This is a genomic window from Rhodovibrio sodomensis (genome assembly GCF_016583645.1).
Classification (GTDB): domain Bacteria; phylum Pseudomonadota; class Alphaproteobacteria; order Kiloniellales; family Rhodovibrionaceae; genus Rhodovibrio; species Rhodovibrio sodomensis.
Genome location: NZ_NRRL01000035.1, coordinates 19,177 through 41,602 on the forward strand (window position 1 = coordinate 19,177; position 22,426 = coordinate 41,602).

A 22,426-nucleotide genomic window follows, 5' to 3' on the forward strand; every position below is an offset into this window, starting at 1 on the left:
TCGAACGCGGGCGCGGCGCGCAGCGCCCGCGCAAGCTGGACCAGCCGGCTCGACATCCGTGTGTGGAGAAATGTGTCCTCGATCCCCGGCACCGCTCGATCCCCCGCACCGCTCGATCCCAGGCGGCGGCGCCCGGCCGCGGCGCCCGGCGGCGGCGCACGATGGCGGCTGGCCCGATAGACCGAGGCCGATCCGTCCAGTCGGCTTTTAGGAAAACGACACACGACCGCTTTAGGCAAGCCCTGTGCCGGGATCGTGTAAGAATTTGTAGTATCGCAGCGCAGCACGCGGGCATGCGGGTCGACGCCGCCGACCCGGCACGCCGCGCCGTTCGATCACGACGGTTGTCGGCCAACCGGCCCGCCAGCCACCCAAACGCAAAGCGCCGCATCGCGGGGGCGATGCGGCGCCTGGGCGGTGGGCGGCCGATCGCGGATCGGCGCGCGCGGACGGCGTGGGCGGTTAGACCGACAGACCGTAGGCGATCAGCGCGGCGATCAGCAGCGCCAGACTGCCGCCGACCATGCAGGCGCGGGGGTTGGCGCTCGTTGCCAGATTGCAGGCCGCCTTACTGCGCACGCTGATCGGGGTCCTCCAGCATCGTCTCCGAACGGCGGGTCGCCGCTGTTCATCCTGTACACTACTGCAGATGAGAGTGGCTTGCAACTGCGACAAGGGGCGTCGCGACCAGGCGCGCCCTGGAGCTACATGCTTGATGGCCGAACCGGCCTTCGGGCCGAATGTAGCCCCAACTTGTTGAAAAGAGCGCAAGATTCAGCTGAAAGGTGATTTCACCCTTCAGCATCTTGCCCTAGAATGGCTCCATCCAGGGGCGCAGATCCAGTTCGTGGGTCCAGGCGCTGCGCGGCTGCTGGTGCAGCTGCCAGTAGGTTTCCGCGATCCCCTCCGGCTTCAAGAGGGCGTCCTCGCCGCGCTCCGCCTCGGAATAGTTGGCGCCGCGGGCTTCGTTCTGGATCTGCCCGTCGATGATGGTGTGCGCGACGTGCACGCCCTGCGGGCCGACCTCGCGCGCCATCGACTGCGCCAGCGCCCGCAGGCCGAACTTCGGCACCGCCAGGTTGGCGAACCCCTTGCCGCCGCGCAGCGCGGCCGTGGCCCCGGTCAGGATCAGCGTGCCCCGGCCGGCCGGGACCATCCGCTTGAGCGCCGCCTGGCCGACGTTGAGCCCGCCCAGGCAGCCGACCCGCCAGCAGCGCTCGAACTCGCCGGGATCGATCTCCAGCACGCGCGACGGGCGGAACGCGCCGGCGTTGAACACGACCAGGTCCGGCGGGCCGAGGTTGCGGTCGACCGCCTCGAACAGCGCGGTCACGGAATCCGCGTCGGCGACGTCGCATTCGTAGGCGCGCCCGCCGATCTCCCGGGCGAGCGGCTCCAGTTCGCCGCGGCTGCGCCGGGCGGCAACCACGGTCATCCCGCCTTCGGCAAACCGGCGGCACAGCGCGCTGCCCAGTCCGGGGCCCGCGCCCACGACGACGGCGACGGTCATGGCAATCCTCCTGATACCTGATCCGGGGTGTCGGCTCCGGGATCTCGCCCATGAACCGATTCATGGGCGAAGTTGGGATGCCCTGGCGTGCACGGCAAGCGCGTGCGGCCGGGTTCACGCAGGCGTCTCAGCGGCGCTATAGTCGCCGGGCAGAACGCGCCCGCGGCCTCGCCGCCGCGTGAACACGATCAGGAGTACGACGATGAGCCCCGATGCCAGCCGCACCGCCGCGCCACAGCTGCAGGACGCCGCGCTGTTCCGACAGCAGGCCTACATCGACGGTGCCTGGGCGGACGCCGACGGCGGCGGCACCTTCGAGGTCACCAACCCGGCCGACGGGCGGGTGATCGGCACCGTGCCCGACATGGCGGCCGGGGAGACCCGCCGGGCGATCGCCGCGGCCGAGCGCGCGTTCGCCGACTGGCGCGCCAAGACGGCGAAGGAACGCGCGCAGATCCTGCGCAGGTGGCACGACCTGATCATGGCGGCGCAGGGCGATCTCGCCCACCTGATGACCCTGGAACAGGGCAAGCCGCTGGCTGAAAGCACCGGTGAGGTCGCCTACGGCGCGTCGTTCGTCGAGTGGTTCGCGGAGGAGGCCAAGCGGATCTACGGCGACCTGATCCCGCCGCACCAGTCGGACAAGCGGATCGTGGTCTCCAAAGAGCCGATTGGCGTCTCGGCGGCGATTACGCCGTGGAACTTCCCGATCGCGATGATCACCCGCAAGTGCGCGCCGGCGCTCGCCGCCGGCTGTCCGGTGGTGGTCAAGCCGGCGGAGCAGACGCCCTACTGCGCGCTGGCGCTGGCCGAACTGGCCCAGCGCGCGGGCATGCCGGCCGGCGTGTTCAACGTGGTCACCGGCGATCCAGAGGCGGTGGGCGGCGAACTCACCGCCAATCCGAGCGTGCGCAAACTGTCGTTCACCGGCTCCACGGCGGTGGGCAAGCTGCTGATGCGCCAGTGCGCCGACACGGTCAAGAAGGTCAGCCTGGAACTGGGCGGCAACGCGCCCTTCATCGTGTTCGAGGACGCCGACCTGGACGCCGCGGTCGAGGGCGCGATCGGCTCCAAGTTCCGCAACACCGGCCAGACCTGCGTCTGCGCCAACCGCATCCTGGTGCAGGACAGCGTCTACGAGGCGTGCGCCGAGAAGATGGCGGAGAAGGTCGGGCGGATGCAGGTCGGCAGCGGCTTCGACCAGGGCATCAACCTGGGCCCGCTGATCGACGGACAGGGCCTGGCGAAGGTGGAGGAGCACGTCGCCGACGCCACATCCAAGGGCGCCAAGGCGATCGTCGGGGGCGCCCGGCACGCCCTCGGCGGCACGTTCTACCAGCCGACCGTGCTCACCAACGTCACCACCGACATGAAGATCGCGGGCGAGGAGACCTTCGGCCCGGTCGCCCCGCTGTTCCGCTTCACCGACGAGGCCGAGGCGGTGCGGATGGCGAACGACACGCCGTTTGGCCTGGCCGCCTACTTCTACTCGCAGAACCTGGGCCGCTGCTGGCGGGTCGGCGACCAGCTGGAATACGGCATCGTCGGCATCAACACCGGCATCATCTCGACCGAGGTGGCGCCGTTCGGCGGCGTCAAGGAAAGCGGCATCGGCCGCGAAGGCTCCAAGTACGGCATCGAGGAGTACCTGGAGATCAAGTACATGTGCATGGGCGGGCTGTAGGCGGCCCTTTGCTGTGCCCGGGCCGGGCGCTACCGTCGCAGCCCGCCGCCCGACGCAGCCACCGCTGTCCCCGCCCCCAAGCGCGCATTCCGTCAAACGAGGAGACGTCAGCCATGTCCGCTTCCGCCGCCAACCCGGCTTACGACTACGACCTGTTCGTCATCGGCGGCGGCTCGGGCGGCGTGCGGGCGGCGCGGATGGCGGCGCAGCAGGGCAAGCGCGTCGGCTTGGCGGAGATGAGCCGGTTCGGCGGGACCTGCGTGATCCGCGGCTGCGTGCCCAAGAAGCTGCTGTCCTATGCCGCGCACGTCAGCGACGAGATCGAGGACGCGCACGGCTACGGCTGGTCGATCCCGACGGCCGAGTTCGACTGGCCCACGCTGATCGCCAACAAGGACCGCGAGATCGACCGGCTGGAGGGCATCTACCAGAAGCTGCTGACCAACGCCGGGGTCGCGTTCGTGCGCGCGCAGGCCCGGGTGATCGACAACCACACCGTCAGCCTGTTCGACGTCGAGGGCGGCGAGCGCGGCAGCGTGACCGCCGAGACGCTGCTGATCGCCGTGGGCGGGCATCCGGTCGTGCCCGACATTCCAGGCCACGAGCACGGCATCACCAGTAACGAGGCGTTCCACCTCGAGCAGCTGCCGGGCCACGTCACGATCGTCGGCGGCGGCTACATCGCGGTCGAGTTCGCCGGCATCTTCAACGGCCTGGGCGCCTCGGTCACCCAGCTCTACCGCGGCCAGCAGATCCTGCGCGGCTTCGACGACGACGTCCGCGACACGGTGGCGGCCGAGATCGCCAAGAAGGGCGTCGACCTGCGCACCCAGGCCGATCCGGCGCGGATTACCGAGACCGGCGACGGCCGCTACCGGGTAACGCTGAAGGACGGCAGCGGCTTCGACACCGATTGCGTGATGTTCGCCACCGGCCGGCGGCCGAACACCACCGGGCTGGGCCTGGAACGCGCCGGCGTGCAGCTCGGCCACGGCGGCGAGGTGCCGGTCGACGGCTATTCGCGCACCAACGTCGAGAACGTCTACGCGGTCGGCGACGTCACCGACCGGGTCAATCTGACGCCGGTGGCGATCGAGGAAGCGATGGCGCTGGTCGACACGCTGTATAAGGGCCGCCCGCGCGAGATGGACCACGCGAACGTCCCCGCGGCGGTGTTCAGCCAGCCGCCGGTCGGCAAGGTCGGCCTGAGCGAGGCCGAGGCCGCCGCCCAGGGGCGCCGCCTGGAGATCTACCAGGCCCGCTTCCGCGCCATGAAGTACACGCTGTCCGGGCGCGACGAGGCGACCCTGATGAAGCTCGTGGTCGACGCCGACACGCGCACCGTGCTGGGCGTGCACATGGTCGGCGTCGACGCCCCGGAGATCGTCCAGGGCATGGCCGTGGCGGTCAAATGCGGCGCCACCAAGGAAGACTTCGACGCCACCGTGGGCATCCACCCCACCAGCGCCGAGGAGTTCGTCACCATGCGCGAACCCGCCCGGACGGTGGAGAAACAGGCTGCGGAGTAGCGGCGCCCGCGGCAAGCGTGGGGCCGGTCGCGTGACGCTTCCGCCCGCCGGCCCGAGGGCACGCTGGTCCGCGCGCCATTCCGCGGCGGGCTTTACAAGCCGCCCCCGTGTGGAGTTTGCTCCCGCGCGCACGCGGACTACACAAGACGACACGATGGAACCCTCAGCGATGACGCAGCAGACCTGGACCCCCGACAGCTGGCGGCAGAAAGCCGTGCGGCAGGTGCCCACCTATCCCGACAGCGCCAAGCTGCGCGACGTCGAGCAGCAGCTTTCCGGCTATCCGCCGCTGGTGTTCGCCGGCGAGGCGCGGCAGCTCAAGGGCCAGCTCGCGGACGTGGCGCAGGGTAAGGCGTTTCTGCTGCAGGGCGGCGACTGCGCGGAGAGCTTCGCGGAGTTCAACGCCAACAACATCCGCGACACCTTCAAGGTGCTGTTGCAGATGGCCGTGGTGCTGACCTTCGGCGCGGCCTGCCCGGTGGTGAAGGTCGGGCGCATGGCCGGCCAGTTCGCCAAGCCGCGCTCGTCCGACACCGAAACGCAGGGCAACGTGGAGCTGCCGGCCTACCGCGGCGACATCGTCAACGCGATCGAGTTCGAGGAGGCCGCGCGCAGCCCGGATCCGGATCGGTTGATCCGCGCCTACAACCAGGCGGCCGCGACGCTCAACCTGCTGCGCGCGTTCGCCCAGGGCGGTCTGGCCGACCTCAATCAGGTGCACCGCTGGAACCTGCAGTTCGTCTCCGGCAGCCCACAGGGCGAGCGCTACGAGGAGCTGGCCCAGCGGATCGACGAGAGCCTGGCGTTCATGCGCGCCTGCGGCATCACCAGCCAGAACGTGCCGCAGATGCATGAGACCGACTTCTACACCTCCCACGAGGCGCTGCTGCTGAACTACGAGCAGGCGTTCACCCGCGTCGATAGCCTGTCGGGCGACTGGTACGACTGCTCGGCGCACATGGTTTGGATCGGCGACCGCACGCGCGACCTCGACGAGGCGCACGTCGAGTTCATGCGCGGCATCAACAACCCGATCGGCCTAAAGTGCGGCCCGTCGATGGAGCCGGACGAGCTGCTCAAGCTGCTGGAGACGCTGAACCCGGACAACGAGGCCGGCCGGATCACCCTGATCAGCCGGATGGGCGCGGACAAGGTGCAGGAGAGGCTCCCCCAGCTGGTCCGCGCGGTGCAGAAGTCCGGCCACCAGGTGGTCTGGTCGTGCGACCCGATGCACGGCAACACGCACAAGGCCGGCAGCGGCTTCAAGACCCGTCCGTTCGACAAGATCCTGTCGGAGGTGAAGTCGTTCTTCGCCGTCCACCGCGCGGAGGGCAGCTACGCCGGCGGCGTGCACTTCGAGATGACCGGTCAGGACGTCACCGAGTGCATCGGCGGCGCGCAGGCGATCAGCGAGGACCGGCTGGGCGACCGCTACCACACCTATTGCGACCCGCGGCTGAACGCCAACCAGGCGCTCGAGCTCGCCTTCCTGACCGCGCAGGAGCTGAAGGCCGAGCGCGAGGCCAAGAACGGCGGCGCCCTCGCCGCGGCGTCGTAAAACAGGGCCATCGGGCGTCCGGGCCGGCGCCGGCAGGACGACGGGACGACAACAAGGGGAGGCCGCGTGGTCGACGACGCAAGCAGCCCGGGCAGCGGCCCGCAGGACGGGCGTACGGAGGCACCCGACACGCCGGCGGGCGCCGGCCCGGACACGGTCAACGTCGCCCGCTCGCCCGCGCGCGGCTGGCCCGAGGACGACCAGGGTATCGCCGACTGGACGGACGTCTATTTCAAGCGCACCAAGTCGGCCGTCCACCGGTTCGGCGATTGCGAGGTGACCTACGCGGTGTTCATGCGCCGGCCGGTGATCTCCGCGCCCCGGCTGGCGCTCGACTGGCTGCACGACGTCGCCGCGCGGCGCGGCTTCGAGGTCGAGCTCGACGTCCGCCATCCCGAAGGCACCTGGGTGGGTGCGGGCGAGCCGATCCTCTACATCACCGGCCCGCTCAGCCAGCTGGTCGACCTGGAAACGATCCTGCTCGGCAAGCTGGGCCCGCCGTGCGTGGCGGCCTACAACGCGTATACGATGTGTTCCGATCTGCCGAAGGTGGCGTTCCTGGCGATGGACGCGCGCCATTGCGCCGGCACCGAGATGGCCGATCTGATGGCCTACGCCGCCCACGTCGGCTCCGACCGGGCGAAGCGGGAAGTCAACGCCACCGGCTTCGTCGCCAACGCCACCGATGCGACCGCGCACTACTTCGGCCAGTCCGCGGGCAAGGGCACGATGCCGCACGCCTTCATCGGCTATGCCGGCTCGACCGTGCGCGCGGCGGAACTGTTCGTCGAGGCGTTTCCGGAAGAACCCCTTGTCGTCCTGGTCGACTATTACGGCCGGGAGATTACCGACACGCTGGACGTCTGCCGGCGCTTTCCGGAGAAGGCGCAGTCCGGCGGCATCTCGATCCGGATCGACGTCGCCGGCAGCCGGTTCATGGAAGGCATGGACCCGGCGACCTCCTACGCCGTCCTGGAGCGCAACTGCCCGCAGTGCATCCGCGGCTACCGTACCGAGGACGAGCTGCGCTATCTCGTGGGCGCGGGCACCAGCGCGGCGGCGATCTGGCGGATGCGGGAAGTGCTCGACCAGCACGGCTTTGCCCAAGTCAAGATCATCGCCTCCTCCGGTTTCGGGCCGGCGAAGTGCCGGGTGATGGCGGCCGCCAGCGCGCCGATCGACGTGATCGGCACCGGCAGCTACCTGCCGGAAAAGTGGACCGAGACCTACGCCACCGCCGACGTCGTCGAGTACGACGGCAAGCCGAGCGTGAAGCTCGGCCGCGAGTTCCTGTTGCGGAAGTAGTCTGCGCTGTTTGTGACACACAGACGCTGGGAGCGTTCCACGTCCGTCTCCGCGGGCCCCTCTCCCTTGAGGGGAGAGGATAGGTGAGGGTGGGACTCCTCGGCTGTCTTCCGGGGAGTCCCACCCTCACCCTCCCACGGGCCGGCGGCCCGTGAGTCTCTCCCGCACCCCTCGAGGGAGAGGGGGCGTTTGCAATCGCCCGCCGGCGCCGACCGCGTCGCCCCGTCCAGCGCCCCGAGGAGCGCCGCCACCACCGCCTCGGGTGCGTCCTCCAACACGCGGAAGAGCGCCGGCTGGCCGCTCTCGCCGCGCCGGGGCCGGGCGTACACCCGGGCCAGCTCTAGAGCATTTTCGGCGATCATGGAATCGGTGGGCGCGGCCGGGGATTCCCATATGTAGAGGTTCGTGCGATTCTCGTTCAAACATCTTGAACGGGAGATGGGAATGGGGCGTCCTTTGTCGGTCGACCTCAGACGCCGCGTGATCGAGGCGGTTGAGGCGGGCTCGTCGCGGCGGGCGGCGGCGCGGCGGTTTCAGGTGAGCGAAAGCGCAGCGGTGAAATGGGTTGCGGCCTGGCGGGCGAGCGGACGGATGGAGCCGTTGGCAATGGGCGCGCCCCGAGGCTCGAAGCTGGAGGGTCATGGGGCATTTCTGCTCGCGGCGATCGCGGCGGAGCCCGACCTGACGCTGGCGGAGCTGCGGGACAAACTGGCCGAGCGCAAGGTGCGCAGCGGGCTGACCGCGATTTGGAGCTTCTTCGACCGCCGCGGCATCAGCTTTAAAAAAAACGGCGCATGCCGCCGAGCAGAGCCGTCCGGACGTCGCCGCGGCACGCGCCGATTGGCGTGAGCAGCAGCCCGAGCTGGATCCCGAGCGCTTGGTGTTCATCGACGAGTGTGGCGTGCTGACCAACATGGCGCGGCGATGCGGACGCGCCCAACGCGGCCAACGCCTCGTCGCTGGTGTGCCGCACGGCCACTGGAAGACCCTGACCTTTACCGCCGCCCTGCGCTGCGACCAGATCACCGCCCCTATGGTGCTTGACGGCCCGATGGACGCAGCGGCCTTCCAGGTCTATGTCGAGTCCTTCCTCGTGCCCGCCCTGCGCCCCGGCGACATCGTCATCCTCGACAACTTAGGTGCCCACAAGCGCCCCAGCGTTCGCGAGACCATCGAGGCGGCCGGCGCCCAGCTCTGGTACCTGCCGGCCTATTCCCCGGATCTCAACCCGATCGAACAGGCGTTCGCCAAACTCAAAGCCCTGCTGCGCAAGGAAGCGGCCAGAACGGTCGACGACCTCTGGCAAGCCATCGGCCGTCTGCTGGACCGCTTCACCCCGGAGGAATGCCGCAACTACCTTCGCCACGCCCAGTATGCGTAAACCTTCGGCGAAAATGCTCTAGGGTCCCCGGCAGCCCTACGACACGGTATCGGGCGGCCGGACCCCACGCTCCGACGCGCGGTCGCAAACACGCCCACCGGTTGAGGCGTGCCCGGCGCCCAGGCGGGCAGTGGCATGACAGGCGCACCAATCTTCGCTACCCTTAGGAGAACGAACCGTCGGCGGTGAGCGGGTCCGCGCCGCCGTCCGCCGGACCGCACGAACGAAACAACGACGAACGGGCTTGTAGGCACCGCAAGGGAGGAAACCCAAATGGCGCGCGACGCGACCATGCCAATGGAGGACGCCCGAGAGCACCAGCGCGTGTTCGTCCGCCAGATCACGCGCGACGATCTGCGCGACGCGCTCGACAGGGGCGCGCACGACTTCTTCCAGAAACCCACGCACGTGGTCTTCCTGGTCGCGATCTATCCGGTGGTGGCGCTGCTCTTGTCCCGGCTCACCTTTGGCTACGAGGTGCTGCCGATCCTGTTTCCGCTCGCCGCCGGCTTTGCGCTGCTGGGCCCGCTCGCGGCGATCGGCCTCTACGAACTGAGCCGTCGGCGCGAGCTCGGGCAGCAGCCGTCCTGGTACCACGCCTTCCAGGTCCTGCAGTCGCCGGCGATCAAGAGCATCGTCGGCCTGGGACTGATCCTGGCGGCGATTTTCGTGGTCTGGCTCGCGGTCGCCTGGGGCATCTTCGCCGCGACCCTGGGCGAGGTCCCGTCCTCGATCGGCGGGTTCCTGAGTGCGGTTTTCACAACCGCCGAGGGCTGGACGATGATGATCGTCGGCAACCTCGTGGGCGCCGTGTTCGCGCTGGGTGTGCTGGCGATCAGTTGGGTGTCGTTCCCGATGATCATCGACCAGCACGTCGACGTCGCCACCGCCGTGAAGACGTCATTGCGCGCGGTGATCGGCAATCCGGTCCCGGCCGTGACCTGGGGCCTGATCGTGGTGATCGGCCTGATTCTGGGCTCGCTCCCGCTGTTCGTCGGGCTGGCGATCACCCTGCCGGTGCTGGGCCACGCGACGTGGCACGTCTACCGCAAGCTGGTCAGCGTGTAAGCGGGGCGCGGGCGCACGGGTCGTCCCCGGCGACCTAAACCGGCGTGCGAGACACGGGCGCCCTTGTCGCAGCCGCGACAGGCGTTACCCTTCCAAAGTCCCCGTTTCCGCAGCTGTCTGGGGACGCTCCGAGCCATGTCCGACCCCTCCCGCGGTGGCGGCACCGGGCCCCAGGGCCCGGTGCCGCTGTCGCAAGTCGAATGTCCGATCTGCGGCGAGCCGACGGTGGTCAACGCCATGGGCGATGGCCGGTTGGTCTGTTCCTGCGCCGCTCACATGGAGATCCCGGGCAACCCCGAAGAAGGCTCCAGTGACGACCGGTAGCCGGCCGGATCACCAGGGCAGGACGCTGCCGTCGTGGTTGAAGAAGCCGCCGCTGTCGCGGGCAGCCAAGCCATCGATCACGGTCAGGATGCGCCGGGCCGCGTCCCCGGGCGCGCGCACGGTCAGCCCGGTCTTGCCGAACGGTTCGGACAGCGGGGTGTCGGTGGTCCCTGGGTGGATCGCCACGCACACCGTCTCGCCGCGGCGACGCGACAGCTCGATCGCGGCCGTGCGCACCAGCTGGTTCAGCGCCGCCTTGGACGCGCGGTAGGAATACCAGCCGCCGAACCCGTTGTCCCCGATCGAGCCGACCTTGGCCGACAGGGTGGCGAAAGCGGCCTTGCCCTCGCGCGGCAGCAGCGGCAGGAAATGCTTCATCGCCAGCGCCGGTCCGATCGCGTTGACCGCGAAAGCGTGGGCCATGTGCGCGGGATCGAGCCGTCGGTAGCTCTTCTCCGGCCCGCCGTGGGTTTCGTCATGCAGGAAACCTGTGCAGTCCAGCACCAGGCGCACCGGCAGGCCGGCGGCCTGAACCCGCTCGGCCGCGGCGGCGATGCTGGCCTCGTCGGTGACGTCGATCGGCGGATCGCTGCGTCGGGAGAGGGCATGCACGGCACGGAAGCGGCGGCTGGCGCGCAGGGCCTCGGCACTCGCCCGCCCGATCGCGCCGCCGGCGCCGATCACCACCGCGGCGCCGTCCGCCGGAAAGCTGCCGAATGTCGGGGTCGGGTCGGTCATATCGGGTCAGCTAGAGCAAAATCGATGAAGGTCGAGTCAACCTTCAACGTGCATTTTGCTCTAACTGCTTGAAGAGAGAGCAAGATCGATGAAGGTCGAATCAGCGCCCGGCGGCGGTTGCCCTGTGCGCGTGGTTGCGGGATCGCACCGGCCCGGCGGCGGTGACTGCCGCGCGACCGAGGGCAGCGGCCCTGGTCTCGCCATCGTCGACTGGCTGGCGCGCACGCACGGGGCCCGCCCGAAGATCGATAGCGCGCCCGATGCGGGCACCGAGATGCGGCTCTATTTCCGCCCGCTCGGACGGTCGAACCGGCGCTTCCGTCTGCCCGGATCGCTGCCGTCTAAGCGATGGTCCGACGTTTCGGGCACGCACGGCGGCGCTTAAGCCCGCTTGCGCGGGCGCTCGGCCCCTGCCGGCACGCCGTAAAGCTTCTTTGCCCGCTCGGCGAACGAACTGACCACGGTGTTGAAGGTCTGGGAGAAATATTTTTCCGCCAGATGACGCAGCGGAATGTTGCGCAGGCGGTAGCGGGCGTGGGCGATCACCTCGCAGCCGCCGTCATCCTGCGGCTGGAACTGCCAGCGCAGCACGAAATACTGGAACGGCCGGCCGTTGGCCGCGATCCGCAGGTAGGTCGGCCGGGTGAACCGGGCGTCCGTGTCGAAGCGAAAACGGATGCCCTTGTCCGCGATCACCTGGTCGACGTGCAGCCAGCCGCGCTCGCCATCGCCCTTACGGTCGGTGATCCGGACCGCGCGCCAGCCCGGTACGAACCTGGGGTAGCGCTCAATGTCGACCACCAGGTCGAACATCTGCTGGGCGGAGTAGGGGACCTTGAGCCGCTGATAGACGGTCGCCATGTCGCCGCGTCCTCCGGGTTGGGCAGGGAGCCTGACGGGCTTACGCCAGCAGGGCGCAGCCGGCCAGCCACAGCGTTCCGGCGTTGTGCGCCAGCATGGTGAACTTGATTCCGCCGGTCATCGCCTGCGGGTCGCCGATCTGAGGCAGGCCGCGGGTGGCGAACGGCGCGGCCACGGCGATCGCGACCGGGACCAGCGGCGCCCAGATCGGCAGCAAGCCCAGCAACGCGGCCACGCCGGCCGCGACCGCGCCCGCTGTGTGCACGATCAGGTAGGCGACGTGCGTGCCCGCCGGGCCCAGGCGCACGGCCAGGGTGCGCTTGCCGGCGGCAGCGTCCGCCGCGACGTCGGGAACCTCGTTCGCCAGCAGGATGTTGACCACCCAGCAGGCGACCGGCAGCGAGATCAGGCCGGCCGTCCAGGTGATCTGCCCGGTCTGCAGCCAGAACGCGCCGACCACAGGCAGCAGGCCGAACGCGCTGCCCACGGCAAGTTCGCCCAGCCCGCGGCTGGCAAGCTGCAGCGGCGGCATCGAGTAGGCCAGCGCCAGGCCCAGCCCGATGGCGCCGAACGCCAGGATCTCCGAGCCCGCGAGCGCGGTCAGCAGCAGCCCCAGCACGATCGACGCCCCGCCCAGCGTCGCGCCCCAGCGCGCCATCTCGTGGCGGGTCATCACGCCGTTCTGGATGAACCGGGACCCGCCGGTAAACGGGTGCAGCCGGCTGTCGTTCTGGGGATCGGTGCCGGAGATGTCGTCGTAGACATCGTTCAGGACGTTGGCGGTGGCCGTCACCAGCAAGGTCGCGGCCATCGCCAGCACGAACTCCACGCCGGCGAAGCCGATCGCCTGCCGCGCGCCGTACGCCGTTCCCAGCAGGACCGGCAGTGCCGAGGCCGACATGAACGGCGGCCGGGTTGCCAGCAGCAGGCGCTTGGCGATCTGGTGCGGCCGGTCGCCGCCCAGGGCATCCCAGGAAGGTTCGATGGCCACGGTGTGCGTCCCCCCAGTGGTCTTCGTGACGCGCGGCGGCGGCGCGTGAGGTCGGCGCCGCCCGTGCCTACGATGCCTTATCTAGACAGGCTGGGAAGCCCCAGAATTGCGCTGGATCAGTTTGGCCTGGGAAGGTTTGAAGACCGGATATGCACTGAACGCGGCGCTGCGGGGTCTTGAAATGCGTACCGGATCGGCGGGCGGCCGTGGGTTCAGCTTACGCGGCCTTGCCGCGCGCGGACTTTCCGGGTGCGCCGGGCATTCGGGCCAGCGCCCAGATCAACAGTCCCAGCACCACGGCGTTGAGCACGTGCCACATGAAATGCGTGCCGAACGGCGTGGCTTGGCACAGCGGCCCGTCCAGGGTGCGCAGGGTGATCGACGCGACGAACACCCCTGCGGCGCCCAGCAGCCACCAGCCCGCGGTCACCCCGCGCGCCAGCAGCCAGCCGCCGGCGACGAGCAGCGCGGCCAGCGCGGGCAGGTAGCCGCTGGAGCCGCCCAGCGCGTCGCCCAGGACGCGCTCGACGCCGGTTTCGAAAGCCATGCTGGCCGGCAGGAACGCAAGCGTGATCCCGCCGGCCCACCACCAGTTCAGGCCGAAGCCGCGGCGCATCGTGAGCCCGAGATAGGCCAGGATGAACAGCATGATCGGCAGCACGTCGGCGAGCGCGGCCCAGCGCGTGGCGATGGTGTGGAACAGGAACGAGCCGACGCCGATCGCCGTCAGCAGACCGAGCAGCAGACCCGTGCCGGCCTCCAGCCGGTCGTCGCGGCGCAGCACGGCGAACACCCAGACCGCTGCGATCAGGAACGCGGCGTTGGTCACCGCGTTGACCGGCTCGGCCCAGAACTGCGGGCCCATCCGCTCGCAATAGATGTCGATCTGCTGGGACCAGCCGTCCACGCGTGTCTCTCCCGCCCTGGTGTCGCGCGTGAGCTACGTGGTCGAAACGCCGGCGTCAAGGCAGCAAGCCGTGTCCCATTTACCCCCGTGGGAGACGGCCCCGCCGGGATGCTCTGCTCACCCAATCGGGAAGCCAGACGATCGCGGGCATCGGCCGGGTCCAACAGGCCCGGTGGGAGCTACTCCGCCGCCTCCTTCACGTCCGCGTTGTCGATCCGGGCGGCGCAGAACTTGAACTCCGGGATCTTGCCGTCGGGGTCGATCTGCGGGTTGGTGAGCACGTTGGCGGCCGCTTCGGCATAGGCGAACGGGATGAAGATCATGCCCGACGGCACCTCCCGGTCCGCGCGCAGCTGAAGCGCGATCGACCCGCGCCGCGTGGTGACCCGGACGCGCTGGCCGGCGCGCCAGCCGCGCTTGCCGATCTCGCGCGGGTGCATCGAGACGACCGCGCCCGGCTCCAAGTCGTCGAGCACCCGGGCGCGCCGGGTCATCGCTCCGGTGTGCCAGTGCTCCAGCTGCCGGCCGGTGGTCAGCACCAGCGGGTAGTCCTCGTCCGGCAGCTCCGCCGGCGGCGTCATGTCGACCGGCTTCATGCCGCCCCGGCCGGAGGTGGTCGGGAAGCCTTCGGTGAACACGATGCCGTGGCCGGGATGGTCCGGGGCCGGGCAGGGGTAGGTGACCGAGCCCTCGCGCTCCAGCCGGTCCCAGGTGATGTTGTTGAGCGAGGGCATGATCCCCGCCATCTCATGGTAGATCTCGCGCACCTGGGTAAAGCCGAAGTCGTGGCCCATCCGCCGGGCGATCTCGTGGGTGATCCACCAGTCCTGGCGCGCCGCGCCGGGCAGGGAAATCGCCGGGCGTCCCAGCTGGACCTGCCGGTTGGTGTTGGTGTAGGTGCCGGCCTTCTCCTGCTGAGCGGAGGCGGGCAGCACCACGTCGGCGTGGAACGCGGTCTCGGTCAGGAAGATCTCCTGCACCACCAGATGCTCCAGCTTGGCGAGCGCTTGGCGGGCGTGGGTCTGGTCCGGGTCGGACATCGCCGGGTTCTCGCCCTGGACGTACATGCCCTTGATCTTGCCGTCGTGCGCGGCGTTGATGATCTCCACCACCGTCAGGCCGCTCTGGCCGTTCAGCTCGGTGCCCCAGTACTCCTCGAACTTGCTCTTGAAGTCGGCGTTGGTGACCGGCTTGTAGTCCGGGAACACCATCGGGATCAGCCCGGCGTCCGAGGCGCCCTGCACGTTGTTCTGCCCGCGCAGCGGATGCAGGCCGGTGCCCTTGCGTCCGATATGGCCGGTCGACAGCGCGAGGTTGATCAGGCTGCGCGAATTGTCGGTGCCGTGGACGTGCTGGCTGATCCCCATGCCCCAGAAGATGATCGAGGCGCTCGAGGTGGCGTAGACGCGCGCGCATTCCTTGATCGTCTGCGCGTCGACGCCGCACACCTCGGCCATCTCCTCCGGCGGGAAGTCCTTGACCTTTTCCCGCAGCGCGTCGACGCCGTCGGCGTGCGCCTGGATGTACTGCGTATCCTCCAGGCCCTCGGCGAAGATGGTGTGCAGCATGGCGTTCAGCAGCGCCACGTCCTGGCCCGGCTTGAACTGGACGTTGCGCCAGGCGTAGCGGCCCAGCTGCACATGATAGCGCGGGTCCATGACGATCAGCTTGGCGCCGTTCTTGGCCGCCTGCTTCAGGTAGCTGGCCGCGACCGGGTGGTTCTCGGTCGGGCGGGCGCCGATCACGATGATGCACTCGGCATCGTTGGCCGCGTTGAACGGCGCGGACACGCCGCCGGAGCCCAGGTTCTCGATTAGCGCGGCGACCGAGGAGGCGTGGCACAGCCGGGTGCAGTGGTCGACGTTGTTGGTGCCGAAGGCGACCCGCACCGTCTTCTGGAACAGGTAGGCTTCCTCGTTGGTGCCCTTGGCGGAGCCGAAGCCGGCGAGGGCGGATGCGCCGTCACGGTCGCGGATCCGCTGCAGGCCGCCGGCCGCCGCCTCCAGCGCCTCGTCCCAGCTGGCTTCGCGGAAATGCGTCCAGGGGTTGGCGGGGTCGACCTGATCGTCGCCGCGCTTGGGCGCGTCCTCGCGCCGGATCATCGGCACCCGCAGGCGCTGGGGATGGCGGCTGTAATCGGTGCCGAAGCGGCCCTTCACGCACAGCCGCTGCTGGTTCGACGGGCCGTTGCGGCCGTCGACCGAGATGATCCGGTCGTCCTTGACGTTGTAGGTGACCTGGCAGCCGACGCCGCAGTAGGGGCATACGCTCGCCACCTGCTCGTCCGGCCACTCGGTCCGGGTCTGGTTCGCGTCCAACAGCGCGCTTTCCATCAGCGCGCCGGTCGGGCATGCCTGCACGCACTCCCCGCAGGCGACACAGGTGCTCTCGCCCATCGGGTCGTCGAAGTCGAACACGACCTTGGCCTCGGACCCGCGGTGCGCCATGCCGATCACGTCGTTGACCTGGACGTCGCGGCAGGCGCGCACACACAGGTTGCAGTGGATGCACGCGTCGAGGTTGACCGACATCGCCGGATGGCTGGTGTCGGGCTGCCACTGCTCGCGCTCGGGGAAGCGGGAGCGGTCGACGCCGACGCGGTCGGCCCACTGCCAGAACTGGCTGGTCGGATCGTGGCTGGTCGCGCGCTGGGGCTGGTCGGCGACCAGCAACTCGAACACCATCTCGCGCGACTTCTTCGCCCGCTCGCCCGAGACGGAGACCTTCATGCCCTGCGACGGCTTGCGGATGCAGGACGCGGCCAGCGCCCGCTCGCCCTCCACCTGCACCATGCAGGCGCGGCAGTTGCCGTCCGGCTGATAGCCCGGCTCGGGGCGGTGGCACAGGTGCGGGATCTCGATGCCCGCGCGCTTGGCGACGGTCCAGATCGTCTCGCCCGGCGCGGCCTCGACCTCACGGCCGTCGATCTCGAAGCGGATGGTGTCGTCGGTCATGACGCGAGATCCTCGGGGAAGTACTTGAACACGCAGTCGATCGGGTTCGGGGCTGCCTGGCCCAGGCCGCAGATCGAGGCGTCGCGCATGACCTGCGACAGGTCGGCCAGCAGGTCCTGGTCCCAGCTATCGCGCTCGAGCAGCTTAACCGCTTTTTCCGTGCCGTTGCGGCACGGCGTGCACTGGCCGCAGCTCTCGTGCTTGAAAAAGCGCAGCAGGTTGCGGGCGGCGGCCTTGATGTCGTCCTGGTCCGACAGCACCACGATCGCGGCCGAGCCGATGAAGCAGCCGTATTCGTCGAGCGTGCCGAAATCGAGCGGGATATCGCCCAGGCGCGCGGGCAGGATGCCGCCCGAGGCGCCGCCCGGCAGATAGGCCTTGAAGGCGTGCCCTTCGGCCATGCCGCCGCAGTACTCGTCGATCAACTGGCGCGCCGTGATTCCGGCGGGCGCGTGCACCACCCCGGGCTTGTTGACCCGGCCGGAGACGGAAAACAGGCGCAGGCCCTTGCGGCCGTTGCGGCCCTTGCCGGCGAACCACTGCGGGCCGTGCTCGATGATGTCGCGCACCCAGTACAGCGTCTCGACGTTGTTGGTCAGGGTGGGCTGGCCGAACAGCCCGACCTCCGCGGCGAACGGGGGCTTGTGCCGGGGCAGGCCGCGCTTGCCCTCGATCGATTCCAGCATCGCCGATTCTTCGCCGCAGATGTAGGCGCCGGCCCCGCGCCGCAGGTAGACCGGGCAGATCTGGTCGATCAGCCCTTCCTGCGCCACCCGGTCGATTGCCTGGCGCAACAGCCGGTTCACCTGCGGGTACTCGTCGCGCAGGTAGATGTAGCAGGCGTCCGCGGACACGCTCGCACTGGCGATCAGCGCACCCTCCAGGAAGCGGTGCGGGTCGCGCTCCATGCACCAGCGGTCCTTGAAGGTGCCGGGCTCGCCCTCGTCGGCGTTGATCGCGACGTAACGCGGGTGCGGCTGCTGGCTGACGATTCCCCACTTCTTGCCGGCGGGGAAGCCGGCGCCGCCCAGGCCGCGCAGGTTGGCGTCCGACAGCGCGCCCAGAATGCTGTCGGCGGTGCGGGTCCCGTCGAGCAGTTCCCGCAGCACGGTGTAACCGCCGTGGGCGACGTAGGTATCGTAATCCACCGGGGTCGGCTGGTGCACGTCGACCGGCCCGCCCGAACCGGCGATCGCCAGCTTCGCCACGGTGGCGTGATGCAGGTGCCCTTGGTGCCCGATCTCCGCGACCGGGGCGGTGTCGCAGCGGCCCATGCAGGGCGCGGCGACCACCCGGACCTTGTCGCTCAGCGACTGCGGCAGCTTGGCCAACAGCTCCTGCGCGCCCGCCATCTCGCAGGCGATGCCGTCGCATACCCGGATGGTCAGCTCCGGCGGCGGCGCCTCGCCGTCCTCGACGATGTCGAAGTGGGCGTGGAAGCTCGCCACTTCGTAGACCACCGCCATCGGCAGGCGCATCTCCTCGCCCAGCGCGTGCAGGTGGCGGGCGTGCAGGCAGCCGAAATGGTCCTGCAGCAGATGCAGATGCTCGATCAGCAGGTCGCGTTGGCGCGACCGGTCGCCCAACAGGGCGCGCACCGCGTCGACGGCTTCGGGATCCAACTGGCGGCCCTTGGGCGTCGTCGGCGCCTTGCGCCGGCCGGAACCGGGGCTGACCTGGCGCTCCAGCGGCCGCTGCGGGCTAGGCGGGTTTCCGTCGGCCATGGCGTGTGGCCCCATCTTAGTGCCGGAAGGCAGGGGAGCCGTCGCCGCGCTGGCACGGTCGCCTGCATCACTCCTGTTCGCCGGAGCTGGCGTCAGCCGTGGTTGGCGTCAACGATATGGAGCCGGGCGTGAGCGATGTCGATCAGCAGCTTGCCCTGGTTCTCAAAGTTGACGGTCACCCGGGTGCCGATCACCGACTGCACCTGACCCAGTCCCCAGTCGGGGGCGTCGGGATTGCGCACCAGCATACCGGGCGCCAGCGGTTCGTCGGTCATGTCGGCTCCTCAGTGACTTGTACCCTACATAACCCGGCCTGCGTCAATCTGACCCAGAGCGACATAGATGGGGGTTGCAGCGACACACACCACGGCGCACAACGGGACCGGCCGGGCGCGTTGCGACGGGCAGGCCGCCCGGGCGTCGGATCAAGGGGGCATTTAATGCAGGACATCGAAATCGACTTGCGGGTTGCTGAACTGCTGGCCTCGCGCCTGTGCCACGATTTGGTCTCGCCGGTCGGGGCGGTAAACAACGGCCTCGAGCTGATGGCCGAGGATCTCGACCCGGAGATGCTGCAGGATGCGCTGGCGCTTGCGGACAAATCGGCCAAGCAGGCCTCCTCGACGGTGCAGTTTTTCCGCCTCGCCTATGGCCAGGCGGGCCGGCAGGTCGATATGGGGCCCGCGGAAGTGAAGCGCCTGGCCGAAGGCTACCTGACGTCGCAGAAGGCGGAGCTGGCGTGGGACGCCGACGCGCTGGTGCTGCACGGTCCGGAGGGCGGCGGCAAGCTGCTCTTGAACCTGATCCTGCTCGCGGTCGACACCCTACAGCGCGGCGGCACGATCCGCGTCGAAGCCGCGGGTGACGGGCGGTCGGTCCGCGTCGCGGGCGAGGACGCGAACGCCCGCCTGCGCGACGAGACCCGCGCGGCGCTCGCCGACGCCGTCGACGTCGCCAACCTCGGCCCGCGCGCGGTGCAGGGGTACTTCAGCCGCCTGATCGCGCGGCGCATGGGCGGCGACCTGGACGTGCGCGAAGCCGAAGGGGCGGTCACCTTCCTGGTCCAGCTGCCGGAATAGCCGTCGGTCCGGACGGAGGGCGCCTTACGCCAATTCGGGGCCGGCTTCGTAGATCCACACCCCTTCCGGCGCGTCGTAGTCGCGCGGCAGCGGCATCACCACGCCCAGCAGCATGTCGCACCGGCTGCCATGCGCGCGCAGCGGCAGCAGCAGCATTTCGAAGCTGCGCAGAATGCCGTCGGTGTCGAAGAAGCGGTTGATCGAATAGAACGCGCGCTGCGTGTCGATCACGGCGCGGTAGTTCGCCAGCACGCTGTCGCGCTGCTCCTGCATCGGGATTTCGGAAAGATGCCGGTGGGTCAGTTCGCGGCCGTAGCGCTCGCAGACCCGGCTCCCCGCGACGCGGAAGAAAAAGTCGGCGGGGGCGCCGTGGTCGTCGAAGATGGCTTCTGCCAGCAAGGTTGCCGGTATCCAGGACCACATTTCGATCGGATCGATGTCCGCACGGGCTGGAATTCCAGCGTCGCCGGCCTTCGAGCGCCAATACTCGTAAGCATGGCCTATTTCACAATTGTGATAACGGCCGTTTATACCGTACATGCGACCTGCCGCGATCTTACGAGAATTACCGATTATTCAAGAAAACGACATTGCGCGCAAGGTTGCCGGACCCGTTCGGGCGCGATCGCGCACCATTCAGCGAACGGTGCGGCGAAACATCGCCCGCCGCCCCGTCTTGCAACTGCAATTCACTTGCATTATCTCCCAGGCACGATGGGGGCGCTTGTGACCAGACAGCGCGCCCGCCGATCCCGCGCGAGAATCTCTGGCGCGAAACCAGATCGAGGGGAGGGACGAGAGACCATGCGCGCTTATGGCATGACAGCGGCGGCGATGGCGCTCGCCGCAGGGCTCGCGGTGACCGACGCGGCCCAGGCTCAGGGCGAGGTGAACATCTATTCCGCCCGCCACTATCAGACCGACGAGAAGCTGTACGCCGAGTTCGAGGAGCGGACCGGCATCGAGGTCAACCGGATCCAGGGCACCTCGGACGCGCTGATCCAGCGGATCGAGAGCGAGGGGCGCAACACCCCCGCCGACGTTCTGATCACGGTCGACGCCGGCCGGCTGTGGCGCGCGCAGACCGAGGGTCTATTCGCCGAGGTCCACAGCGACGTGCTGAACGACCGGATTCCTCAGAACCTGCGTCATCCGGACGGCGAATGGTTCGGCTTCTCCACCCGCGCGCGGATCATCTTCTACGACAAGACCCGCTACGACGGGCCGCCGGTCACCACGTACGAGGGTCTGGCCAAAGAGAAGCTGGAGGGCGAGGTCTGCATCCGCTCTTCCTCCAACATCTACAACCAGTCCCTGCTGGCAAGCCTGATCGAGCATCACGGCGAGGATAAAGCCCAGGAGTGGGCCGCCGGGGTGGTCGAGAACTTCGCCCGCGAGCCCGAGGGCGGCGACACCGACCAGATCATGGGCGTGGCCGCCGGCGAGTGCGGCGTGGCGGTCGCGAACCACTACTACTTCGTCCGCCTGCTGGAGAACCAGCCCAAGTCGGTCGAGAACGTCGGCTACGTATTTCCGAACCAGGACGGCCGCGGCACCCACGTGAACATCTCCGGCGCGGGCGTGGTGAAGGACGGCCCGAACCGCGAGAATGCCGTGCGGTTCCTGGAGTTCCTGGCGAGCGACTTCGCCCAACGTTACTTCGCCAACGGCAACAACGAGTACCCGGCTGTGCCGGAGGTCGCGCCCAACACCAAGCTGAAGCAGCTGGGCGACTTCAAGATCGACGACATCAACGTCGCCGCCTACGGCGAGAACCTGCCTGAGGCGCAGCGCATCTTCGACCGCGTCGGCTGGAAGTAGCACCCTCCCGGATGCCCACGGTCTGCGCCCGCCCGGGGAAGTCCCCCGGGCGGGCGTTTTTCATGCCGCCTGTCCGCCGCGGGCGGCCCCACGTTTCGATCCGGCCTACGGTTCGACGCAGTCGACATAGTACAACTTGTTCGGCCCCATATCGCGGGCGCCCAGGTAGCGCCGAACGGTGTACGGCGCCGGGTCCGGCTGCTGCACGCTGCGCAGTTCTGCCGTGCGGCCATGGTCCGCGCAGTGCTGCTGCGCGGCCGCGCGCCAGTCGCGCTCCGGATCGGACAGAATCACCGCCCGGCTCTGCGAGGCGCCCACCAGCACGGTCGGGTCCATCGCGCGGGCGCAGCCCGCAAGCGTGAGCCCGACGATGCCGAGCTGTTCTGCGACAACAACGGTGGCCGGTGAGCGTCAGCCACGTTGACCGGTGACGGCTGGCTCGGGGCGATCCACAGGCCCGGCCGAACAGGCCGGCCGACCGCGCGCCCCCAGTCGCGCGCCGTAGGTCGGCCGGCCGTCGGTGAGGCCGGGCCTTGTGGATCGCGCTGGCCCCGGTGGATCCGTCTTTTCGGGTGGAAACTGGCCGGTGCGGATCGTTAGGGCGACCGCAGGAAAAACAAGAACTCTGTCGATCAAGTCGATGGAGGTGCGGTTGCCCGGTAGACCCATCACCGACCAGCAGAAGGCACTCTATATGCGTGAACGCAAGCATCACAACCAGGCCGTCGCCGCCGCGCGCGCGGGCATGAGCGAGCGTACCGCCCGGCGGCATGAGAAAGACCCGCGCAAGCCCTCCGAGCGCCAGACCGCGCGCGGGCGGACCGTGCCGGATCCCTTGGCCGGGGTCTGGGAAAGCGAGCTCGTGCCGATGCTGGAACGGGACCCCAGTCTCAAGCCGGTCACGCTGATGCACTACCTGATGCGCAATCATCCGGAGAGCTTTCCCGACCAGGAGGTCCGCCGGACCCTGGAGCGGCGCGTGCGCGATTGGC

The 22,426-nt window shown here is 69.1% G+C and carries 20 protein-coding genes and 1 pseudogene; 11 read left to right on the top strand and 10 right to left on the bottom strand.

Going from position 1 to position 22,426, the window contains the following annotated elements:
* Window positions 1-811: 811 nt before the first annotated feature.
* Window positions 812-1,510 (bottom strand): SDR family NAD(P)-dependent oxidoreductase, encoded by a 699-nt coding sequence (locus CKO28_RS13470; protein ID WP_200341309.1) that lies wholly within the window; start codon window positions 1,508-1,510, stop codon window positions 812-814.
* A gap of 202 nt (window positions 1,511-1,712) precedes the next feature.
* Here CKO28_RS13470 and gabD point away from each other — a divergent pair, with 202 nt between their 5' ends.
* The 7 genes from gabD to CKO28_RS13505 all read left to right on the top strand — a co-directional run bounded on the left by gabD (window position 1,713) and on the right by CKO28_RS13505 (window position 10,359).
* Window positions 1,713-3,194, top strand: a complete 1,482-nt coding sequence (gabD, locus tag CKO28_RS13475) for an NADP-dependent succinate-semialdehyde dehydrogenase (RefSeq protein ID WP_200341310.1) — start codon at window positions 1,713-1,715, stop codon at window positions 3,192-3,194.
* Window positions 3,195-3,307: 113 nt separating this feature from the next.
* Complete coding sequence (gor, locus tag CKO28_RS13480; RefSeq protein ID WP_200341311.1) at window positions 3,308-4,723, top strand: glutathione-disulfide reductase; 1,416 nt, start codon at window positions 3,308-3,310, stop codon at window positions 4,721-4,723.
* A gap of 169 nt (window positions 4,724-4,892) precedes the next feature.
* On the top strand, window positions 4,893-6,281 hold the full coding sequence (locus CKO28_RS13485; protein ID WP_200341312.1) for a class II 3-deoxy-7-phosphoheptulonate synthase: 1,389 nt from the start codon (window positions 4,893-4,895) through the stop codon (window positions 6,279-6,281).
* 66 nt (window positions 6,282-6,347) lie between these two features.
* Window positions 6,348-7,586 (top strand): nicotinate phosphoribosyltransferase, encoded by a 1,239-nt coding sequence (locus tag CKO28_RS13490; protein ID WP_242480553.1) that lies wholly within the window; start codon window positions 6,348-6,350, stop codon window positions 7,584-7,586.
* A gap of 444 nt (window positions 7,587-8,030) precedes the next feature.
* A protein-coding gene (locus CKO28_RS13495) for an IS630 family transposase (RefSeq protein WP_437127629.1) occupies window positions 8,031-8,967 on the top strand; the annotation gives its coding sequence in 2 pieces (ribosomal slippage) (window positions 8,031-8,368 and window positions 8,367-8,967; 939 coding nt in all).
* 273 nt (window positions 8,968-9,240) lie between these two features.
* Entirely contained in the window at window positions 9,241-10,035 is a 795-nt protein-coding gene (locus CKO28_RS13500; protein WP_242480554.1) for a DUF2189 domain-containing protein, read from the top strand.
* 135 nt (window positions 10,036-10,170) lie between these two features.
* Window positions 10,171-10,359: a hypothetical protein gene (locus tag CKO28_RS13505; protein ID WP_200341313.1), complete on the top strand. Its 189-nt coding sequence runs from the start codon at window positions 10,171-10,173 to the stop codon at window positions 10,357-10,359.
* Between the two features lie 9 nt (window positions 10,360-10,368).
* Here CKO28_RS13505 and CKO28_RS13510 read toward each other — a convergent pair whose 3' ends face one another.
* Window positions 10,369-11,097 carry an SDR family oxidoreductase gene (locus CKO28_RS13510; protein WP_200341314.1) on the bottom strand — a complete coding sequence of 243 codons (729 nt, stop codon included), beginning with the start codon at window positions 11,095-11,097 and terminating at the stop codon, window positions 10,369-10,371.
* 88 nt (window positions 11,098-11,185) lie between these two features.
* Here CKO28_RS13510 and CKO28_RS13515 point away from each other — a divergent pair, with 88 nt between their 5' ends.
* Window positions 11,186-11,482: an ATP-binding protein gene (locus tag CKO28_RS13515; protein ID WP_200341315.1), complete on the top strand. Its 297-nt coding sequence runs from the start codon at window positions 11,186-11,188 to the stop codon at window positions 11,480-11,482.
* On the opposite strand, the gene CKO28_RS13520 is transcribed toward CKO28_RS13515, so the two are convergent.
* From CKO28_RS13520 to CKO28_RS13545, 6 genes are all read right to left on the bottom strand, one after another.
* Complete coding sequence (locus CKO28_RS13520; protein ID WP_200341316.1) at window positions 11,479-11,958, bottom strand: type II toxin-antitoxin system RatA family toxin; 480 nt, start codon at window positions 11,956-11,958, stop codon at window positions 11,479-11,481. The genes CKO28_RS13515 and CKO28_RS13520 overlap by 4 nt on opposite strands.
* A 40-nt stretch (window positions 11,959-11,998) precedes the next feature.
* Window positions 11,999-12,949 (bottom strand): UbiA family prenyltransferase, encoded by a 951-nt coding sequence (locus CKO28_RS13525; RefSeq protein WP_200341317.1) that lies wholly within the window; start codon window positions 12,947-12,949, stop codon window positions 11,999-12,001.
* Window positions 12,950-13,166: 217 nt separating this feature from the next.
* On the bottom strand, window positions 13,167-13,856 hold the full coding sequence (locus CKO28_RS13530) for a ceramidase domain-containing protein (protein WP_200341318.1): 690 nt from the start codon (window positions 13,854-13,856) through the stop codon (window positions 13,167-13,169).
* A gap of 179 nt (window positions 13,857-14,035) precedes the next feature.
* A complete protein-coding gene (gene fdhF, locus CKO28_RS13535; RefSeq protein WP_200341319.1) occupies window positions 14,036-16,810 on the bottom strand; it encodes a formate dehydrogenase subunit alpha in 2,775 nt (924 codons plus the stop codon).
* Window positions 16,807-18,534, bottom strand: coding sequence for an NADH-ubiquinone oxidoreductase-F iron-sulfur binding region domain-containing protein (locus CKO28_RS13540; protein WP_200341320.1), 1,728 nt, complete (start codon window positions 18,532-18,534; stop codon window positions 16,807-16,809). Before CKO28_RS13540 ends, fdhF begins: the two co-directional genes overlap by 4 nt.
* Before the next feature lie 92 nt (window positions 18,535-18,626).
* Entirely contained in the window at window positions 18,627-18,809 is a 183-nt protein-coding gene (locus CKO28_RS13545) for a DUF3553 domain-containing protein (protein WP_200341321.1), read from the bottom strand.
* A 165-nt stretch (window positions 18,810-18,974) separates the two neighbouring features.
* Between CKO28_RS13545 and CKO28_RS13550 the strand changes: the two genes are divergently transcribed.
* Window positions 18,975-19,613 (top strand): histidine phosphotransferase family protein, encoded by a 639-nt coding sequence (locus CKO28_RS13550; RefSeq protein WP_200341322.1) that lies wholly within the window; start codon window positions 18,975-18,977, stop codon window positions 19,611-19,613.
* 24 nt (window positions 19,614-19,637) lie between these two features.
* On the opposite strand, the gene CKO28_RS13555 is transcribed toward CKO28_RS13550, so the two are convergent.
* Window positions 19,638-20,153 carry a PAS domain-containing protein gene (locus CKO28_RS13555; protein ID WP_200341323.1) on the bottom strand — a complete coding sequence of 172 codons (516 nt, stop codon included), beginning with the start codon at window positions 20,151-20,153 and terminating at the stop codon, window positions 19,638-19,640.
* 264 nt (window positions 20,154-20,417) lie between these two features.
* Here CKO28_RS13555 and CKO28_RS13560 point away from each other — a divergent pair, with 264 nt between their 5' ends.
* Window positions 20,418-21,434, top strand: coding sequence for a Fe(3+) ABC transporter substrate-binding protein (locus tag CKO28_RS13560; protein WP_242480555.1), 1,017 nt, complete (start codon window positions 20,418-20,420; stop codon window positions 21,432-21,434).
* A 105-nt stretch (window positions 21,435-21,539) separates the two neighbouring features.
* Here CKO28_RS13560 and CKO28_RS13565 read toward each other — a convergent pair whose 3' ends face one another.
* Entirely contained in the window at window positions 21,540-21,770 is a 231-nt protein-coding gene (locus tag CKO28_RS13565) for a hypothetical protein (protein WP_200341324.1), read from the bottom strand.
* A 358-nt stretch (window positions 21,771-22,128) separates the two neighbouring features.
* Between CKO28_RS13565 and CKO28_RS13570 the strand changes: the two are divergent.
* Window positions 22,129-22,426: pseudogene (locus CKO28_RS13570) on the top strand (IS21 family transposase); the annotation flags it as partial.

Coding starts and splice junctions, on each gene's coding strand:
- CKO28_RS13470 (WP_200341309.1), bottom strand. CDS start 1,510: ATGACCGTCGCCGTCGTCGTGGGCGCGGGCCCCGGACTGGGCAGCGCG.
- CKO28_RS13550 (WP_200341322.1), top strand. CDS start 18,975: ATGCAGGACATCGAAATCGACTTGCGGGTTGCTGAACTGCTGGCCTCG.
- CKO28_RS13500 (WP_242480554.1), top strand. CDS start 9,241: ATGGCGCGCGACGCGACCATGCCAATGGAGGACGCCCGAGAGCACCAG.
- gabD (WP_200341310.1), top strand. CDS start 1,713: ATGAGCCCCGATGCCAGCCGCACCGCCGCGCCACAGCTGCAGGACGCC.
- CKO28_RS13540 (WP_200341320.1), bottom strand. CDS start 18,534: ATGGCCGACGGAAACCCGCCTAGCCCGCAGCGGCCGCTGGAGCGCCAG.
- CKO28_RS13515 (WP_200341315.1), top strand. CDS start 11,186: ATGAAGGTCGAATCAGCGCCCGGCGGCGGTTGCCCTGTGCGCGTGGTT.
- CKO28_RS13565 (WP_200341324.1), bottom strand. CDS start 21,770: ATGGACCCGACCGTGCTGGTGGGCGCCTCGCAGAGCCGGGCGGTGATT.
- CKO28_RS13560 (WP_242480555.1), top strand. CDS start 20,418: ATGCGCGCTTATGGCATGACAGCGGCGGCGATGGCGCTCGCCGCAGGG.
- gor (WP_200341311.1), top strand. CDS start 3,308: ATGTCCGCTTCCGCCGCCAACCCGGCTTACGACTACGACCTGTTCGTC.
- CKO28_RS13545 (WP_200341321.1), bottom strand. CDS start 18,809: ATGACCGACGAACCGCTGGCGCCCGGTATGCTGGTGCGCAATCCCGAC.
- fdhF (WP_200341319.1), bottom strand. CDS start 16,810: ATGACCGACGACACCATCCGCTTCGAGATCGACGGCCGTGAGGTCGAG.
- CKO28_RS13555 (WP_200341323.1), bottom strand. CDS start 20,153: ATGTACGGTATAAACGGCCGTTATCACAATTGTGAAATAGGCCATGCT.
- CKO28_RS13520 (WP_200341316.1), bottom strand. CDS start 11,958: ATGGCGACCGTCTATCAGCGGCTCAAGGTCCCCTACTCCGCCCAGCAG.
- CKO28_RS13485 (WP_200341312.1), top strand. CDS start 4,893: ATGACGCAGCAGACCTGGACCCCCGACAGCTGGCGGCAGAAAGCCGTG.
- CKO28_RS13505 (WP_200341313.1), top strand. CDS start 10,171: ATGTCCGACCCCTCCCGCGGTGGCGGCACCGGGCCCCAGGGCCCGGTG.
- CKO28_RS13510 (WP_200341314.1), bottom strand. CDS start 11,097: ATGACCGACCCGACCCCGACATTCGGCAGCTTTCCGGCGGACGGCGCC.